Genomic DNA, 16,618 nt, shown 5'->3' with positions numbered 1-16,618 from the left:
AATGGTTTTACGGGAATGGATCGGGCCCGCCGGAGGCACGGCGGAGGAATCCCGGGGGGATATTCGGTGCGCTGCACTCAGCCGTTCGCCGCAGCTGCGCCGCCGATGATGTCCGCGGTCTCCTGCGGCCGGGTGCTGGTGAAGTAGTGGCCGCCTTCCGCAATTTCGTGGAGCTCGACCTGGTCGGCGACGGCCTTCCAGTCCCGGTAGCGATCCGGACCCCGCTCGGTGGACGGGTCGTCCGCCGCGAGGACCACGTGGACGGGGGTGTTGAGGCGGTGCGCCTGCGGGTCCTCGTGCAGGGCCAGCAGGTGGGCGTTGGTGGTGCACACGTCGTGGCGGTACGCCGTGCCGACGAGGTCGGCGCGTTCGGGCTTCAGCCCGTCCAGTTCCACGTAGGCGCTCTCCGCCAGCAGCCGCTGGGTGATCTCGGCCGCGCTGAGTGCGCTGACCTCGGCCGTCTCCGCCTCCAGGACAGCCACCGGGTCAAGGAGCATCGCCCCCAGGAACACCCGGGTCAGCTCGGCTCCGCTCGCCTCCAGCAGTCGTGCGGTCGCCAGTGCGGGGGCGCTACCGCCGCAATGCCCCCAGAGCATGACGGGTCCGGTGACGTCGCGTCTCACCTCGTCGTGGACGCGGTGCGCGATCTGCGCGACGTCCTGGGGAAGTTCGGTGGTTCCGGTGAAGTCGCGGGCAGGTGGTTCCACGCCGAGGACCGTGATACGACGCGCGGAGAGCCGCTTGGCCAGCAGCTGGAAGTTCACGGCGTTGCCGCCCGCGTACGGGAAGCAGATCAAAGTGGCCACCGCATTCGACACCGGGTCCGCCAGCCGCTGGAGCAGATCGTGTCCGGGTTCTTCCGCCGCCGCGCCGGAGTCGATGAGCCGGGCGAGGTCAGCCAGCACCGGCGTGGTGATGAGCTGCTTGAGCGAGATGGCCCGGTCCAGCTTGACGACGAGGCGTACGGCGGTGAGCGAGGTGGCGCCCAGAGTGAAGAAGTGGTCGCGGCGGCCGATCCGTTCGACCGGGATGCCGAGCGCCTCGGCCCATTCCGTGGCGAGCCACCGTTCGGTGGGGGTCTCGGGGGTGGCCTGCGAGCCCTGGGCGTGCCCCAGGGTCTGCGCGAGCGCCGCGAGCGCCTTCTTGTCCACCTTGCCGTTCTCGTTCAGCGGCAGTGCGTCCAGGCGGTGGATGGGCGAGGGGAGCATGTACGCGGGCAGCAGCGCCGTCAGATGGCGGTGCAGTGCCTCCTCCTCGACCTGCTCCCCGGCCGCGACGAACGCGACCAGGCTCTTCTCCGTGCCGGTCGTGTGCTCGACGAGGACGACGCTGTCCCGCACGCCCGTCGCGGCGCGCAGTTTGTTCTCGATCTCGCCGATCTCGATCCGGTAGCCGCGGATCTTGACCTGCTGGTCGCGGCGGCCGAGGAACTCGATGGTGCCCTCTGGCAGCCAGCGGCCGAAGTCTCCGGTCCGGTACATCCGTTCGCCCGGCACGTACGGGTCGGTGACGAACGCCTGCCGGGTGCGCTCCGCGTCGTTGATGTAGCCGCGTCCGACGGACACGCCGGCGAAGACGATCTCGCCGGGTGTGCCCAGGGGCGCCAGCCGTCCGTGCTCGTCGAGCACGTAGGTGCGGACGTTGCGCAGGGAGCGGCCGACCGAGACGAAGTCGCGGACCGGCGGCGCGGTGAGGACTTCGTGCATGGTGTCGTCACTGACTTCGGTGGCCCCGTAGGCGTTGACCAGCTGCACGTGCGGCTGGACCGCGAACCAGCGGCGGACCGGGTCCAGCTTGAGTGCCTCGCCGGTGATGGAGATCGAGCGCAGCACCCCAAGGTCGCGGGGCCGGCGTTCCAGCTCACCGAGCAGGATCTCGAAGTACGAGGGCACCAGCTGCGCGACGGATACCCGGCTCCGGTCCAGTTCGGCGAGGAAGTGCTCGGGGTCGAGCTGCGTCTCGGTGTCCACGATGCGCGCCGACGCGCCGACCAGGAGCGGTGCGACGAGCTGCCACAGGGAGATGTCGAAGCACTGGGAGGCGGTCTGCGACACCACGTCGCCCTCGTGCAGGTCGACGGAGTCGATCTTGGCATAGAGGTGGTTGACCATTCCGGCGTGTTCGCACTGCGCGCCCTTGGGTGCGCCGGTGGACCCGGAGGTGAAGTAGACGTAGGCCAGCTGGTCGGGGCGGATCTCGACGCCGGGGTCCTGGGCGTCGGCGCCGTCCTGGAGGAGGTCGTCCACGAGGAGGCAGGTCCTGGCACGGCCCGACACCTCGGCGGTGTCCGCGAGGAGCGTCCGCGCGGACCTCTGGCCGAGGACGAACCGGCACGCGCTGCGGTCGAGCTGGGTCGCGACGCGGCGCGCCGGGAAGTCGGGGCGTACGGGCAGATAGGCTCCGCCCGCCTTGAGGATGCCCAGGACGGCAGCCGCCCACGGCAGCGTGCGGTCCATCACCACGGCCACCACGTCCTCGGACCGCAGCCCCTGCGCCAGCAGTGCGGCGGCGATGCGGTTCGCCGCGGCGTTGAGCCTGGCGTAGTCCCATGTGGTCTCGCCGTGGGAGACGGCGGCTGCGCGCGGATGGGAGCGCACCCGGGCCTCGAAGAGCTGGGGGAACATGGCATCGGGCAGGGACAGCACGGGACCGGCCAGGCCGGTGAGGTGGTGCTCCCGCTCCTCGTCCGACAGCAGGTCCTGCAGGTGGTGCGCGGCGTCCGGGGCGGTGGTCAGCTGTCCGAGAGCCGTGCGGACGTAGGCGCCGAGCCGAGCCGCGTAGGTCGCGTCGATGACGTCCGTGCGGTACTGGAGGTGTAGTCGGGGCCGGGGGGCGTGCGCCGCCCACGTCACGCGGAGCGCGGTGTCCGGCGCGAGCGGGGCTGCCCCCTCCCGGTCCTCCGACGCGGCCTGGGGGCGCATGTCGAGCACGATGTCGTGCTGGGTTCCTCCGGGGTCCGCTCGGCGATCGTCGGGCACCTGCTCCCGCTCCGCGGCCACCGCCGCCACCACGTCGTGCCAGGGTCCGTCCGGTATCCGGACCGTCAGGGTGTCCGGCCTCGTCGCCCCACCCGGCGCGGCAGCGGGGAAGTACCCGACCGTGACGGTCTTCTCGGCGGTGACCGCGCTGAGCACCTTCGTCAAGACGGCGAGGCGCAGGGTCTCCGCTTCGGCCGTCGGCCCCGTGGCCGCGGCGGCGTCGGCCGGGGTCCGGCCGACGGGCAACCGCACCTCCAGCTCGCGCACCGCAGCCGGTGCTCCGCCACCGGGGGCGACCCACCGGGGAATCCGTGTCGGCGCAGGACAATGAACTCTGGACATGTCTCAACCCCCGTCTCCGGGCGGATGCGCCCGTGGCCGGACAGAACGTGCGGACGGTGACTCGCCATCTGGCGTCGTGCTGCTGCGGCCTTCAGCCGCCCATGGCCTCGATGAGGCTCTTGGGGCGCATGTCGGTCCAGGTTTCGTTGACGTAGTCGAGTGCCGACTGGCGGTCCGTCGACTCTAGGGCCACCGTCCAACCGGCGGGCACTTCGGCGAACGTCGGCCAAAGGGAGTGCTGCCCTTCGTCGTTCACCAGCACCAGGTAGGTGCCATCGGGGTCTTCGAACGGATTTACGCTCATGGTCCGGCTCCTTCATTCCTTCTCCACGCGTGGGTTCGCGCGGCGCACAGGACCGAAGTGTACGAATCCCGGTGTGCCGGACCACCGGCCGACGGGAATTCCGGCTGGGATTCAGGAACGGCTTAATGACGGCGGAGAAGGCGAGTCGGAGCGGTCGCCTCAGTCATTCACCACCGGTGAAAATCCGTGACAGTGGTGGGCGCCCTTGCCACAGTGAACCGACACCCCGGGAGAGCCCGGGCCCGCGGAAAGGCGGCGCGAACGTGGACACCGCGCACCCCACCACAGCGACGAGCGGTGATTTCCGTTCCTTCATGACGTGTTTCCCATCGGGGGTCGCCGTCCTCACCACAGCCCTGCCCGACGGAACGCCCCTGGGCATGACGTGCACGTCGCTGTGCAGCGTTTCCCTCTCACCACCGGTTCTGCTGGTGTGCATCAGGAACGCGAGCCCGACGTTGAAGGCCGTTCTGGAGCGGGGCGTCTTCGCGGCGAACCTGCTGCACCAGGACGCCCGGGAAGTCTCCGAGCTGTTCAGTTCCGGGGACCCCGACCGGTTCGACCGGGTGACCTGGGCATCCGGTCCGGGCAGTGGTGTCCCGCATCTGATCGACGCGGCCCACGCGATCGCAGACTGCACGGTGCGGCAGTACGACAGCATGGGCGACCACCAGGTGGTCTTCGCCGAAGTCACCGGGGTGCGGATCGCGTCCGGCTCGCCCCGGCCTCTGCTGTACGGCCTGCGCCAGTACGCGGGGTGGCCGTCCGACTGACGGCCGCCCCGCGGGGCGGGTCGCGCCGCTCAGGCGCGGGCGCCGGGCCCCGGCCCGCACGGGGAGCGCGCGGGCTCGGCCGTGCCGGTGTCGAGGGCGGGGCCGCCGACCATGGCGAGGGCCGAACCGAGCGCCGTGAGGGAGTGCAGCATCGTGTTCGACCGTCTTCGGCTGGTCACCAGGCCGGCCTCCCGCAGCACGGTCGCGTGCTGGCTGGCCGCAGCGGGCGAGATGCCGAGCCTGCGCCCCAGTTCGCTGGTGTTGCACGTCTCGGTCAGCGCCTGGAGCACCTTGGCCCTGGTGCGGCCGACGAGGGCGGCCAGTGCGCGGTCCCCGGCCCCCACGGTGCTCCACAGGCTGTCCGCCGTGTCGAGGTCCAGCGGTGCCGGGTAGACCAGCACAGGTGCACGGTCCGTTCCCTCGGGGTCCGCGAACACCATCGGCTGGGCGAGGAAGAGCGACGGCACGATGACGAGGCCGTTGCCCCGCAGCTCGATCTCCTGCGTCCGGCCCGACGCCACGGTGAGCACGGGCGGGGACCAGTCGATCCAGGCGTGCAAGGTGCTGAGCAGGTGCTCTATCCCGCCACTGACCAGGAGTTGGCAGCGCCGGTCCCGGTCGAGCTGGAGGTGGGTGCGGGCCTGTGCCCAGTACGGGGCGACGCCCAGGTGGTGGACCCGCTCTATCACGGGATCGGGGCATTCGACGTCGTCAGCCGGTCCTTCCGACGACACCAGGTCGAACAGCCAGCTGCCCCGGGCGCGCTGCTGCAACTCCTCGGATTCCGGAGCGGGTCGAGGCCGCGGCCCGCCCGGCCCCGTCAGTACGTCGGCTGACGAACGGGTCCGGCGCATCTTGAGACCGACCGCCTTGCGCCATTTGGTGAAGGGCGCTCCTCCCGCTCCTCGTCGCAGGAGATCGACCGCGAAGACCGACTCGGCAACGGGACCCACCGTCGGCACGATCTTCAGCTTCGCGAGGTCATCAATGGTTAAGTGCACGTTCTGCATGGATCGATCCCTCCGATGCGTGCGTCCGCCGCTGGGCCGGCGGACGCGCACGCGAACGTCTTGCGGACAGGATCGGCGCGATCCGCGAGGGACGCGCCGGGAGATGATGCTCGACACGTCAGCCGCATCCGATGCATGACGGCACGTCAGGTCGACTGCGTCCGCGGAACGGCTTGACGTCGACAAGCTGAGGTGCGGGGAATCCGTCGGTGGTCCGGCGGCCACGCCGCTCGAGCGGTCCCACATCGCCATGGAGCACTACGGGAGCGGGATGCGAGGAACTCAAACGACATCCACCCCCATGAAGAAGTGCTTCGACTGTCCACACTCTAAGGGCTCAATGCAGTAACGTCACCACTATTTTCAGGGCTGGTTACTTACTTCGTACGGCGTAGGGAGTGCAGTAGACGCCATGGAAGGACGGCCCGGAGCCGGGACCTGGCAGTGCGTCGGAATGCGGTCAGGCATCCCGTCGACGTAGTACGGCCAGGCCGATCAGGTGGGCCGCGACAGCCCAGGACAGGACGATCAGGAGGCCGACCAGCGAGGGGTACGGGTCACCGTCCCCCGCCATGAAGTGGCCGCCCGCGCTCTGCGGGAGAGCGTCGTTGATCTTCCGGAGCACCTCGCTGCCTGGTCCGAGCAGGACGAACGGCAGCCCGGCCAGCAGGAAGAAGAGGGAGGCCAGCGCGCCGACAGCGGACCTGCACACGAAGGCGACACCGACCGAGAGCACCGCGACCAACGCCAGGTAGACGCCGATCGCCAGTAGTTGACGCACCGCCTCCCCCGTCTCGAACGACGCGTGGCCGCGGAAGGGGACCCACGCCACGGCCATGCCCAGCGCGCCGAGCAACACTCCGCCGACGAACGAGACGGCTCCGGTGACGGCCGCCTTCGCCAGCTGAACCCGGTGCCTGACAGGAACCCACTGCAGCGAGGTGCGGATGCTGCCCGTGGCGTACTCGCTCGTCACGGTCGTCATGGCCAGGACGACGACGATGAACTGCAGCAGGATGACGGAGGCGATCGGCGCCTTGCCGACCGCCTGCACCGGCTCGTCGTTGATCCGCGCGATGGACCCGTAGTAGAAGGCGAACACCGCCGTCAGTCCCACGCCCGCCGCCATGCAGACGTACGGCGTACGGGTCGTCCACAGTTTGCCCCACTCAGCGGCGATGGCCCCGAGGAGCCCGCCGCCGGTGTGCTCCGTGCGGGACCGCTCGGGAGCGTCCACAGGCGTCGTACGTGTCGTGGTCGCCATGTCCCTCACGCCTCCGTCTTCCGCTGGGCGGCCGGTACGCCGAAGACCGTGCGCGCCGTGCCGTATTCCACGCTTTCCGCTGTCAGTTCCATGTACGCCTGTTCCAGTGATGCGGACACCGCGTTCAAGCCATGCAGCCGTACGCCGAGTCGGTGCGCCAGGTCGCCGACTTCCTCCACCGTCCAGCCGCTGACCACGACCTCGTCGTCGCCGGCCGGCTCCACCCGCGCGCCCTCGGAGGCGAGCAGCTGCTCGGTCAGCGCCCGCAGTCCGTCGGTGTGGGGGCTACGCACGCGCACGCCGGCCCGGGAGCTGCTCGCCAGCAGTTCCGCGATGGGGGCGTCGGCCAGCAGCTTCCCCCTTCCGATGACGACGAGCTGGTCCGCGGTCAGCTGCATCTCGCTCATCAGGTGGCTGGAGAGAAAGACGGTCCGGCCCTCGGCGGCCTGGGTCCGCACGAGTTCACGGACCCACCGCACGCCGTCGGGGTCCAGGCCGTTGACCGGCTCGTCGAAGATGAGGACCTGGGGGTCGCCGAGCAGGGCGCCCGCGACACCGAGCCGCTGGTACATGCCGAGCGAGAACGAACCGGCTCGCCTGCGCGCCACCTTCGTGAGGCCCACCGTCTCCAGCACCTCGTCCACGCGGCGCGCCGGGATGCCGTTGCTGCGCGCCATGGTGAGCAGGTGGTTGCGGGCCGAACGGGCGGGGTGCAGCGCCTTCGCCTCCAGTAGGGCGCCGACCTCGCGCACGGGGTGGCGCAGCGAGGAGTAGGGCTTGCCGTCGATGAGGGCCTCGCCCTCGGTGGGGTTGTCGAGGCCGAGGATCATGCGCATGGTCGTCGACTTGCCGGCACCGTTGGGGCCGAGGAAACCCGTAACCTGCCCTTCCTTGATGTCCAGCGTCAAGCCGTCGACGGCGAGTGTGTCGCCGTACCGCTTGGTCAGCCCTCGCAGGGTGATCACGTGTGTCCCTCGTTCGATGCTCGGAATCGTCGTTCTCGGATCAACCGTAGAAAGCCCGCGGCCTGGGCGCATCAGCCGTTCGACAGCAGTTGCCCTTACCAACGGCAGAGCCACCCATGACTTTCGTCAGGGGTTCACCGCTGGGCCGCGAGCAGGCTTCTTCTGACGAGTCCCCGGAGGAGGACTTCCGTATACTGCAGCGGTGATCCAGGTGCTACTGGCAGACGACGAGGCCATGATCCGCGCGGGTGTCCGGGCGATCCTTTCGAAGGACCCCGGCATCGAGGTCGTCGCCGAGGCGGCCGACGGGCACGAGGCTGTCCAGGGGGTGCGTCTGCACCGGCCCGACGTGGCGCTGCTCGACATCCAGATGCCGCGGCTCGACGGCATCGCGGCGGCCGCGCAGATCCACCGCGAACTGACGGGCACAGCCGTACTCATGCTGACCACCTTCGGCGAGGACGACTTCATAGCCCGTGCGCTGAAGGAGGGCGCGAGCGGCTTTCTGCTCAAGGCGGGGGATCCTCGCGAGCTGATCGCGGGGGTACATGCGGTCGCCGCGGGCGGCGCGTATCTGTCGCGGAAGGTGGCGGATCGGGTGGTCGCCGGGCTCCGTAGGGGGCATATGGCGAACGAGGCGTCCCGTTTCCCCGTCGGGCACCTCACGGAACGGGAGCATGAGGTCCTGGCGCTGCTGGGCACGGGCCTGTCCAACGCCGAGATCGGAGCGCGCCTGCATCTGGTGGAAGGCACCGTGAAGGCCCATGTCAGCGCGATTCTCGGCAAACTCCGGGTACGCAATCGAGTGGAAGCTGCGATCGCGGCCCACGAGGCGGGCCTGACCGGCCCCCGCCCCTGAAGGGTGACAACTCGCGGCGCTATTGAAGCGGCTGATGGGTGGCCGGCCTGCGAGTGCGGGCGGTACGGCCGCGGTGGTGGTCGCAGATGTGCTGGAAGTCTGCCAGGGTCTCAGTCCGCTCGTCGTTGCTGGTGTGGGGCCGCTGGTAGGCCCTCGGGGCCGAAGAACGCGACCCACTGGTCGACGCGCTCGATGGCGAAGGAAGCGGGAAAGCCCTCAGGTCGCGGACGAGACCCTCGAACGCCTCGCCTCATGTCTGAACATGATTGCTGACTCGGGAGACTAGGCCCTGTCGTCGAACTGCCGCCTGCCGGGCGGGCGATGGCGGGTGGTCGGCGTGAATCCGAAGTCCATGGCGAGGCCGGTGACGCTCGGAGGGGGGCCGAGGCAGCTACTGATCACCGCTGATTCGACGGCGCGCAGGGATTGGCGGGCCAGGTCGGCCGACATGACGTCGATGTCGGTGAGCAGGGTGATCCAGACGTCCGACTCGCCGCCGCGCACCCGCAAGGTCTGCTCGGTGCCGTGCGCCTGGAAGGGCTCGGAGCAGGTCACCTCCGACCGGAACGGCTCCAGGTCGGCCCGGGTAGGGGCCGTGTCGAGCACGGTGCCCGGCTGCTTGTCGAGGCAGTCGAAGAGCCGCTCCAGGCGCACCGGTCCGTGCTCGGCCGCAACCTCGGCGAACAGCCGCTCGACGCTTGTGATGTCGTACTTGGCGTGGTGGTAGGCCATCAGCAGATCATGCTGGCAGCGGCGGGCCGCCTCCATGACGGTCTCGGTGGGCGAGGTCCGCAGAACCGCCAGGCCGGGCTGGCACATGCACGCGACGCTGCTACCGGTGCCCGGTTCGAACCGGTTGGTGACCATCACCTTGAACGGGACCCTCTCCTGGCCGGTGTGCGCCGCGAACAGTGAGCAGAACGGCGCAAGGACCAGCGCCCCCAGGGAGACCCCCTCGGCGCTCCTGAGCCACCGCGACGCCGTGCGCAGGGCGGTGGAGTTCAGGTCGACGCGGACCATGGTCCGCAACCGCTTGCCCGTGATGCCCTCGGCGCCGTCCGGAAGGTGGGCGCTCACCGGTGCTTCGAGGTACTTGGCGCGCAGATACGTCAGAGTGCGCTGGTGTCTGCGCTGCCCCGAGGGGGAGTTCTCGGAGGCGGCGATGTCACACGGCTGGGCGCGGTGCTCGTCCTGCCGCCGCTCCCCTGGCGGTGTGGCGAGCAGCTGGTGGAACTCGCTCCTGAGCAGAGCGTGGGCGAACGCGTCGGAGGCGCAGTGGTTGACCACGCACAGGACCAGCCAGACGAGCCCGTCGCCGCCGAGCACCAGACCGAACCGCACGGGCAGATCCCCGCTCAGGTCGAAGGACGACCGGGAGACCTGCCTTACCAGGGGATGCTCCAGCATGTTCGTGTCGCGGTCCTCGACGGTGTCGACGGGAACGTCCAGCGGCCGCACCGCATGCACCCGTTGCACCAGCCCGCCCGCACCGTCCTCCACCAGCGTCGTCCGCAGGCCCTCGTGCCGACGCACCAGTTCGGCGAGGGCTGCCCGGACCGCCGCCTCCCCGGCCGGAACGTCCAGCTTCCACCACTGGCACAGGTTGAACAGGTAGCGCCGCTCCGGTGACGCCGCCGTCTGTTCGTACCACTGCCCCTGCTGCCCGAAAGTGGCGGGCCCCGTGCGCACCACTGGTGCCTCAGCCGCGGTCAACGGGGCGCCTCCGGGCCGTCACCTGCGCGGGCACAACCGTGCCGCGCCGTACCTCGGCGAGTGTGGCCGCGATCGTATCGAGGACGGCCGCTTGCTGTCTGGCGCCATAGACCTCCACCAGCTTCTCGCGGTTGACCCGCATGGACATCCAACGCATGCGCAGTATGGAGACCGCCCAGTCGCCCAAGTGCCGTACGGATACGTCGACGAAACCCGCCGCGTGCAGTTGTGCGCGGCGCTCATCGGCCGTTGCCCGGTGGAAGACGGTACCGGGATGTGCCGCGCGGAAGGCGTCGGAGAGCGCGGCGGGGTCGGGAACGAGGCTGACCTCTTCGGTGAAGGTCAGCAAGCCACCGGGCCGCAGCAGCCGGTGTGCCTCGTGCAGCACCGCGGCGACATCGGAGAAGTGGGACACCGATCCTGAGGCGAATACCGCGTCGAACGATCCGTCCGGTAGGCCGGTGTCCTCAGCTGCCGCGCAAACGGTGGTGACGGGGACCCCGAGGGGCGATGCCGCGCAGATCTCGTCGGTGAGCCTGGCGTGCTCTTCGACGACATCGATCCCTACCGCGCCGGTCACCTCGGTACGGCCCGCCAACGCCGTGAGGATGTGGCGCAGTGCGCCACCGATGCCGCAACCCAGTTCGGCGATGGCCAACGGCCCGGACGGGGCGTATTCCACGAGTGTATCGGCCACCAGATCACATCCGGAGCTGCCGAAGTGGCCGAGCTGGTCGAGTCCGCTGAGCCCGGACTCGGCGATGGCGTGCCGAGCGCGCGACCAGTCCCACAGCTCTCCGAACAGTTGCTGATGGTAGGCGTGCTGGGCACTCGCGGTGGTGCGGGAGCCGTCGCCGCTTGCGGTGTCGTCAAGGGAAGTGATGGCGGTCAGCCTTCCGTCGGGGCAGGTTGCGCGGTGGTGTCGGTCATGCCGTGGTGTAGGCGTCGGCCTGCAGCGCGTACATGTCCGCGTAGCGGCCTCCGCTCGCCATGAGTTCGGCGTGCGTGCCCTGTTCCACGATGCGGCCCTCGTGCAGGACGACGATGCGTTCGGCCCTGCGGACGTTGACCAGGCGGTGGGTGACCAGGATCGTGGTCCGTGATCCGCTGCCCTCGCCGTCCAGGGCGCTGGCCCGGCGCAGGCCCTCGAAGACGACGGCCTCCGCCTTGGCGTCCAGTGCGGCCGTTGGTTCGTCGGCGAGGAGGACGGCGGCGTCGCGGTAGACGCCGCGGGCGACTCCGATCCGCTGCCACTGGCCTCCCGAGAGGTCCCGGCCGCCGACGAATTCCTTGGACAGGATGGTGTCCTCGCCCTCGGGCAGGGACCGCACCACCTCGTCCGCGCCCGATGCGGACACCGCTCGGCGCCAGCGCTTCTTGGACGTGTCGTCGTGCTCCAGGCGCCCCATGCGGATGTTATTGCCCGCAGTCATCGGCCAGCGGGCCGGTTCCTGGGAGATCAGCGCCACCTGGTCCAGGACCGACCCCTCGGTCGTGGTGGCGATGTCCACCCCGTCCCACAGCACCGCGCCCGACGTGGGCCGGTACAGACCGGCGATGATCTTGCTGAGAGTGGTCTTGCCCGACCCGTTCTCGCCGACCAGTGCCACCACCTCGCCTCGCCTGATGGACAGGTTGATGTCGCGCAGGGCGTGCTGGGTGCTGCCGGGATAGCCGAAATCGACGTTCTCGATGCGGATCTCGGTGGGGTTGTGCGGGGCCAGGGCGGCGCACGGGGGGTGGTGGCGGCCCGCGGCGTCGCTCAGCAGGCCGTGGTAGAGGTCGATGTAGTGCGACAGTTCGTACACCCGGTTGAGCGAGCGCATCGTGGCCGCGAGCCCGGTGTTGGCGTTGCGCATCGCCAGCACGGCCGTGCCCGCCAGGGCGAGGGGCATCACTCCCTGGTGCAGCAGGAGGCCCAGCAGGACGTAGGCGAGTCCGGTGCTCAGGCCGCTGAGGGTGCGGCCCATGAGCTGGACGAACCCCTTCTTGGTCTCCAGCCGCACCGTCTCCTCGGTCAGCTGGGAGGCGACGCGGCGGTGCTCGGCCATGAGCTGGTCCTGGAGGCGGTAGGCACGCACTTCCGCCGCCAACTCGCGCTTGACGATGAGGTCCTGGACAACGCCGATGCGCAGCTGGCGGGTGGCGTTGCTCAGGAAGCTGAGAAAGTCCAGTTTCCCGACCTGGGTCGCCGACCACATCTCCGCCAGTGCGGCAAGCAGCATGACCGGCAGCAGCCACAGGCTCAGCACAGCGGTGGCGACGAGCGCGGACGCCATCGTGACCACCGATCTGAGCGCTTCGGCGAGGAGCCGGATGCTCTGGTCGATCGACGGCAGGCCCCGTCGTATGCCCTGCCGGATCAGCTCGCGGAAGCTGGGGTCGTCGAACGCCTTGAGTTCGACCGCGACGACCGCGCGGTTCATCGCGTCCTGGGCCTCTTCCATGATGCGGGGCCGCAGCCGGCCTTGCAGGACGGAGGCCGCGCTGTCCATCAGGGCGCGCGTGGCGTATGAGGCGACGACGGCGAGGACCGAGGGCAGGGATTCCACCACGCGGTCCGGTGTGGGCCCTTCGGACAACAGGACGGTCAGGACGTTCGCGGTGGCGAGCAGGCCGACCGCGGCCACGGCACCGGCGAGCAGCTGGGCCACGCCCACGACGACGGTGAGTGTGGGCGAGGCGCGCCAGGACAGCCGCACGATGGCCGTGACGGCGGCGGGGACGGCACGCAGGGTCGCGGCAACGCTGCGTCGGGCGGCCGTCTCGCCCGGGGTGGCCCAGGTGGGCTTCGCGAAATCCTCCGTGCCGATGAGGGAGGGCGTTTGCTGCACCGGTCCGTTGTCCACTGCTCTCCTCAGCCTCTCGGCGGGATCGGTGTGCGGGTGAGATCGGCAGCGATGCGGTCCAGTCCGGTGCGCAGCTCGGCCCGGTCGCGTACGAGCGCGATCCTGACCCAGCCGTGCCCGGCCTCCGGCGGCGCGAAGAAGGACGCGCCGGGGGCGACGAGGACCCCGGCGTCCTCGACCAGCCGCCGGGCCAGCTCCCCCGAGTCATCGGCCAGCGCGGCCGTGCCGGCCAGGACGAACCAGCCGCCCTGCGGGACCCGCACCGTGCAGCCGGTCCTGCGCAACTCCTCGCACACCAGGTCGCGGCGGTCCTGGAACATCGCGCAAGCGGCGGCGACCGACGCCTCGTCGGTGGGCCCGAGCGCCACCGCGCCGCGCTGCAGCGGGTGGGGCGCGCCGAGCGTGGTGCGCTCGTGCACCCGGCACATGGCCGCGGTGAGGTCGGGTGGTGCGAGGCAGTAGCCGAGCCGCCAGCCGCTCATCGCCCTGGTCTTTGAGAGGCTCCCGACGACGACCGAGCGGTGGCGCAGGGCCGGCAGGTCGCCCACGGGGGACAGGTGCCGGTGCCCGTCGTAGACGAACCGGTCGTAGACCTCATCGGTGATCAGCGTCAGATCGTGCCGTTCGCACACGTCGGTGAGCGCGTCGAACTCGACCCGGTCGAAGACGCGACCGGTCGGGTTGTGCGGGTTGTTGAGGAGCACCGCCCGGGTCCGGGGCGTGACGGCGGCTTCCAGTGCGTCCGCTTCGATGCGCCAGGCGCCTTCGGTCAGCGGCACGAAACGCGGCACCGCACCGGCCAGTTCCACGACTCCGGGGTGGTTCTCGAAGAACGGCTGCGGAACGAGCACCTCGTCGCCGGGGTCAGTGGCCGCGATGAGCGCGACCAGCACGCCTTCGGTGGCTCCGGCGCTGATCATGATCTCGTGCTCGGCGTCGACCGGCACGCCGCGCACAGCGGCGAGTTCCGCGGCCAGGGCACGCCTGAGCTCCGGCAGCCCGGCGGGGTCGGCGTACTGGTTGCCCCCGGAGCGCAGGGCCTCGACGGCCGCTTCGACGGCGGACTCGGCCGGTCTGCCCTGGGGGATGCCGAGGGCGAGGTCGATGGCCCCGCCCGCTCGCGCGGCGGGCAGCAGCGCGGCGAGCGCCATCGGGGTGACCCGCGCCGCGCGCCGGGACAGCCGCGTCATGCTGGGCCTCCGGCGGGGCGGTCCGCCGCGCTCACAGTTCGCAGTCCGCTCGGTCGACCGGGTCGCCCATCGCCACCAGGACCTCGCGCTCGCCCGTGAAGGGTTCGCGGCCGTGAGCGAGCCGGATGTTGTCGACGACCATGAGGTCCCCGCGCTGCCAGCGCTCCGCGGTCCTCACCATTTCGTGGGCGTCGTTGAGCAGTTCGATGGCGGCCCGGCTCACCGGTTCGCCGTTGCCGTGGAAGGTGCGGAAGGGCAGGTCGTCGCCGCACTCGTCGCGCAGCAGCTCGCGTACCTCGTCCTGGAGGCTCCACTCGCTCCAGAAGGCAACGTGATTGAACCAGGAGGTGGCACCGCTCTCCGGATGGCGAATGAGCGCGGACCGGTGCTGCGTGGTGGTGAGCCGGTCGCCGTGCCAGCTCGTGGTGAGCCCCTGCGCCGCCGCGTACTCCTCCACCTGGTCGCGGTCGTCGGTGGCGAACGCCTCCTGCCAGGTCAGCCCGAAGTGCCCCCAGTAGTTGCGCACCAACGTCCATCCCTCGTCGGCGAAGCGCCCAAGCAGGCCGTCGGGGAGGAGATCGGGAACGGCGCTCATATTCCCGAGGAAGGTCTCCCCGCCCGCTGTGGGCGGGGTCAGGCAGCCGAACACCAGGAGCCGGGGAAAGCTCAGCGCGTAGCTGTTCTCGTTGTGCAGCCTGATGCGCCGCCTGGCGGGTACGTCGGTCGCGGTGAACACTCCCTTTCCGTACGCGCTGCGGGGCGTCGCCTTCTCCACGTAGTCGGCCGGGCGCCCCACGATCCGGTCGCGCAGCACGGCGAACTCGTCCGCCGTGGTGAACGGCAGGCCACGCAGCAGCACTGCCCCGTGCTCCCGGCGCAGGGCGTGCAGCTCGTCGTGGTGCGCCGTGATCCAGTCGGCCGCGGCGCCCACCGTGCGGTGGCTCCGCGTACCGAGGACGAACGGGGCCCGCTGCGGGTCATGCATGGGTGCTCCTCCCGGGTCGGTGGGTCAGCGTCCGGAGCTGACGGGCAGGTTCAGCAGGCCGCGCAGCGCGGCCGTCGGCCGGCGCCGCAGCCGCCCGGCACGCCGCAGATCGGGGAGCCGCTCGGCGAGGACGCTCAGCGCCACATCGGACTCCATCCGGGCCAGCGGGGCGCCGACGCAGTAGTGGGCGCCGCTGAGGAACGCCAGGTGCTGGCCCGCGTCGGACCGGGTGATGTCGAAGCGGTGCGGGTCGGGGAAGACGTCGGGGTCGCGGTTGGCTGCGCCGAGGACGAGCATGAGCACGGCGCCCGACGGCAGCGGCACTCCGCCGAGGTCCATGGCGTCGCGTACGACGCGGATCGAATACTGGACCGGCGGGTCGTAGCGCAGCGACTCCTCGGCGACCGCCGGCGCCAGCTTCGGGTCGGCGACGAGGGCCTCCCACTGCTCGCGGTCGGACAGCAGGCGCAGGACGGCATTGGACACCAGGTTCGTCGTGGTCTCGAACCCGGCGGTGAGAAGGAGCTGGCAGGTACCGATGATCTCCTGTTCCGGCAGCCGCTCGTCGCCCTGCGGCCTCAGCAGGTCACTGACGAGGTCGTCGCCGGGTTCGTCGCGACGCCTGCGGACGAGGGCGGTGAAAATGGCGTCGAGCTCGCCGGCCGCCTCGCGGAACTCCGTGGCCTGCCGTACCGAGCGGACCCCGTCGATGGCCCGGCCCGTCACAAGGCCGTAGTGGGCGAAGCGGTCCACGTCGACGTCGGTGATGCCGAGCAGTTCGCTGATCACAGTGATCGGCAGGGGGGAAGCGAAGTCTGTCACGAGGTCGAAGTCGCCGCCCCTGTCCAGCGCGGCGTCGAGCAGGCGGTGGGCGACCTCCTCGGTGCGGTGCCGGTATTCGGCGATCTTGCGGGTGCGGAACGCGGGGGCGACGAGCCGCCGCCACTGCATGTGGTCAGCCACCTCACCGTCCAGGAAGGAGGCGTTGCCGCCCCCGGCCGGGGCGTCGGCTGCGGCCGGGGGGCCGTCCGCCGCGGGCTCCGCCGTGCCCGCGTCCTCGTTGCGGCGCCCGAACGCCGAGTCCCGCAGGACCTGGCCGCACAGCTCGTGCGCCGTCACGGCCCGGACTCCGGCCCTGCTCCGGTACACCGGCCCCTCGGCCCGGATGCCCTCGTACAGCGGATAGGGGTCGGCCAGGTGCTCGTGCAGCATCAGCCGACAGACGAGGTCGCCCCTCCTCGCGTGGCTCCAGAGCACGGCACGCTTGTACTGGAGCCTGGCAGCGCTGCGGAGCTTCTCCGCGTTCGGCATGTTGGTACCCCCGGGTCGGTGGATGCCGCTGACTCTTCCAGGGCGACGGCGGTCGGACCAGATCGTTTAGATGGG

The 16,618-nt window shown here is 70.5% G+C and carries 13 protein-coding genes; 2 read left to right on the top strand and 11 right to left on the bottom strand.

The genetic code is table 11. From position 1 onward, the window contains the following. Positions 1–77 precede the first annotated feature (77 nt). Entirely contained in the window at positions 78–3,245 is a 3,168-nt protein-coding gene (locus KV381_RS32855) for an amino acid adenylation domain-containing protein (protein WP_181007974.1), read from the bottom strand. A gap of 166 nt (positions 3,246–3,411) precedes the next feature. Continuing rightward, positions 3,412–3,624: an MbtH family protein gene (locus KV381_RS32850; protein WP_103538195.1), complete on the bottom strand. Its 213-nt coding sequence runs from the start codon at positions 3,622–3,624 to the stop codon at positions 3,412–3,414. Positions 3,625–3,938: 314 nt separating this feature from the next. Here KV381_RS32850 and KV381_RS32845 point away from each other — a divergent pair, with 314 nt between their 5' ends. Further along, positions 3,939–4,397 (top strand): flavin reductase family protein, encoded by a 459-nt coding sequence (locus KV381_RS32845; RefSeq protein WP_103546903.1) that lies wholly within the window; start codon positions 3,939–3,941, stop codon positions 4,395–4,397. Positions 4,398–4,426: 29 nt separating this feature from the next. Here the strand turns inward: KV381_RS32845 and KV381_RS32840 are convergent, their stop codons facing one another. The 3 genes from KV381_RS32840 to KV381_RS32830 all read right to left on the bottom strand — a co-directional run bounded on the left by KV381_RS32840 (position 4,427) and on the right by KV381_RS32830 (position 7,636). Further along, on the bottom strand, positions 4,427–5,407 hold the full coding sequence (locus tag KV381_RS32840; protein WP_218786940.1) for a helix-turn-helix transcriptional regulator: 981 nt from the start codon (positions 5,405–5,407) through the stop codon (positions 4,427–4,429). Between the two features lie 460 nt (positions 5,408–5,867). Next, on the bottom strand, positions 5,868–6,671 hold the full coding sequence (locus KV381_RS32835) for an ABC transporter permease (protein ID WP_103537807.1): 804 nt from the start codon (positions 6,669–6,671) through the stop codon (positions 5,868–5,870). Between the two features lie 5 nt (positions 6,672–6,676). Beyond that, entirely contained in the window at positions 6,677–7,636 is a 960-nt protein-coding gene (locus KV381_RS32830) for an ABC transporter ATP-binding protein (protein ID WP_103537806.1), read from the bottom strand. Positions 7,637–7,847: 211 nt separating this feature from the next. Between KV381_RS32830 and KV381_RS32825 the strand changes: the two genes are divergently transcribed. Next, the gene (locus KV381_RS32825; RefSeq protein WP_306438625.1) at positions 7,848–8,495 is read left to right on the top strand and encodes a response regulator transcription factor; all 648 of its coding nucleotides are present in this window, start codon (positions 7,848–7,850) and stop codon (positions 8,493–8,495) included. Between the two features lie 282 nt (positions 8,496–8,777). Here KV381_RS32825 and KV381_RS32820 read toward each other — a convergent pair whose 3' ends face one another. The 6 genes from KV381_RS32820 to KV381_RS32795 form a co-directional block, all read right to left on the bottom strand. After that, positions 8,778–10,184 (bottom strand): condensation domain-containing protein, encoded by a 1,407-nt coding sequence (locus tag KV381_RS32820; RefSeq protein ID WP_181007817.1) that lies wholly within the window; start codon positions 10,182–10,184, stop codon positions 8,778–8,780. Positions 10,185–10,194: 10 nt separating this feature from the next. After that, the gene (locus KV381_RS32815) at positions 10,195–10,905 is read right to left on the bottom strand and encodes a class I SAM-dependent methyltransferase (RefSeq protein ID WP_181007819.1); all 711 of its coding nucleotides are present in this window, start codon (positions 10,903–10,905) and stop codon (positions 10,195–10,197) included. Positions 10,906–11,134: 229 nt separating this feature from the next. Beyond that, the gene (locus tag KV381_RS32810) at positions 11,135–13,042 is read right to left on the bottom strand and encodes an ABC transporter ATP-binding protein (protein WP_256995200.1); all 1,908 of its coding nucleotides are present in this window, start codon (positions 13,040–13,042) and stop codon (positions 11,135–11,137) included. Between the two features lie 23 nt (positions 13,043–13,065). Continuing rightward, on the bottom strand, positions 13,066–14,247 hold the full coding sequence (locus KV381_RS32805; RefSeq protein WP_218786939.1) for a pyridoxal phosphate-dependent aminotransferase: 1,182 nt from the start codon (positions 14,245–14,247) through the stop codon (positions 13,066–13,068). Positions 14,248–14,278: 31 nt separating this feature from the next. Next, positions 14,279–15,232: a TauD/TfdA family dioxygenase gene (locus tag KV381_RS32800; protein WP_103537800.1), complete on the bottom strand. Its 954-nt coding sequence runs from the start codon at positions 15,230–15,232 to the stop codon at positions 14,279–14,281. A 24-nt stretch (positions 15,233–15,256) separates the two neighbouring features. Beyond that, the gene (locus KV381_RS32795) at positions 15,257–16,543 is read right to left on the bottom strand and encodes a cytochrome P450 (protein WP_103537799.1); all 1,287 of its coding nucleotides are present in this window, start codon (positions 16,541–16,543) and stop codon (positions 15,257–15,259) included. Positions 16,544–16,618: the final 75 nt, after the last annotated feature.

Origin of the sequence: Streptomyces sp. WY228 (genome assembly GCF_019287315.1) — a bacterium.
Lineage (GTDB): Bacteria > Actinomycetota > Actinomycetes > Streptomycetales > Streptomycetaceae > Streptomyces > Streptomyces caviscabies.
The sequence above is the reverse complement of the archived record's forward strand: the minus strand, read 5'-3'. Positions and strand labels throughout refer to the sequence as shown.

Excerpts from the sequence above, each read along its gene's own strand:
- KV381_RS32850 (WP_103538195.1), bottom strand. The coding sequence starts at position 3,624 with ATGAGCGTAAATCCGTTCGAAGACCCCGATGGCACCTACCTGGTGCTG.
- KV381_RS32845 (WP_103546903.1), top strand. The coding sequence starts at position 3,939 with ATGACGTGTTTCCCATCGGGGGTCGCCGTCCTCACCACAGCCCTGCCC.
- KV381_RS32840 (WP_218786940.1), bottom strand. The coding sequence starts at position 5,407 with ATGCAGAACGTGCACTTAACCATTGATGACCTCGCGAAGCTGAAGATC.
- KV381_RS32835 (WP_103537807.1), bottom strand. The coding sequence starts at position 6,671 with ATGGCGACCACGACACGTACGACGCCTGTGGACGCTCCCGAGCGGTCC.
- KV381_RS32805 (WP_218786939.1), bottom strand. The coding sequence starts at position 14,247 with ATGACGCGGCTGTCCCGGCGCGCGGCGCGGGTCACCCCGATGGCGCTC.
- KV381_RS32800 (WP_103537800.1), bottom strand. The coding sequence starts at position 15,232 with ATGCATGACCCGCAGCGGGCCCCGTTCGTCCTCGGTACGCGGAGCCAC.
- KV381_RS32795 (WP_103537799.1), bottom strand. The coding sequence starts at position 16,543 with ATGCCGAACGCGGAGAAGCTCCGCAGCGCTGCCAGGCTCCAGTACAAG.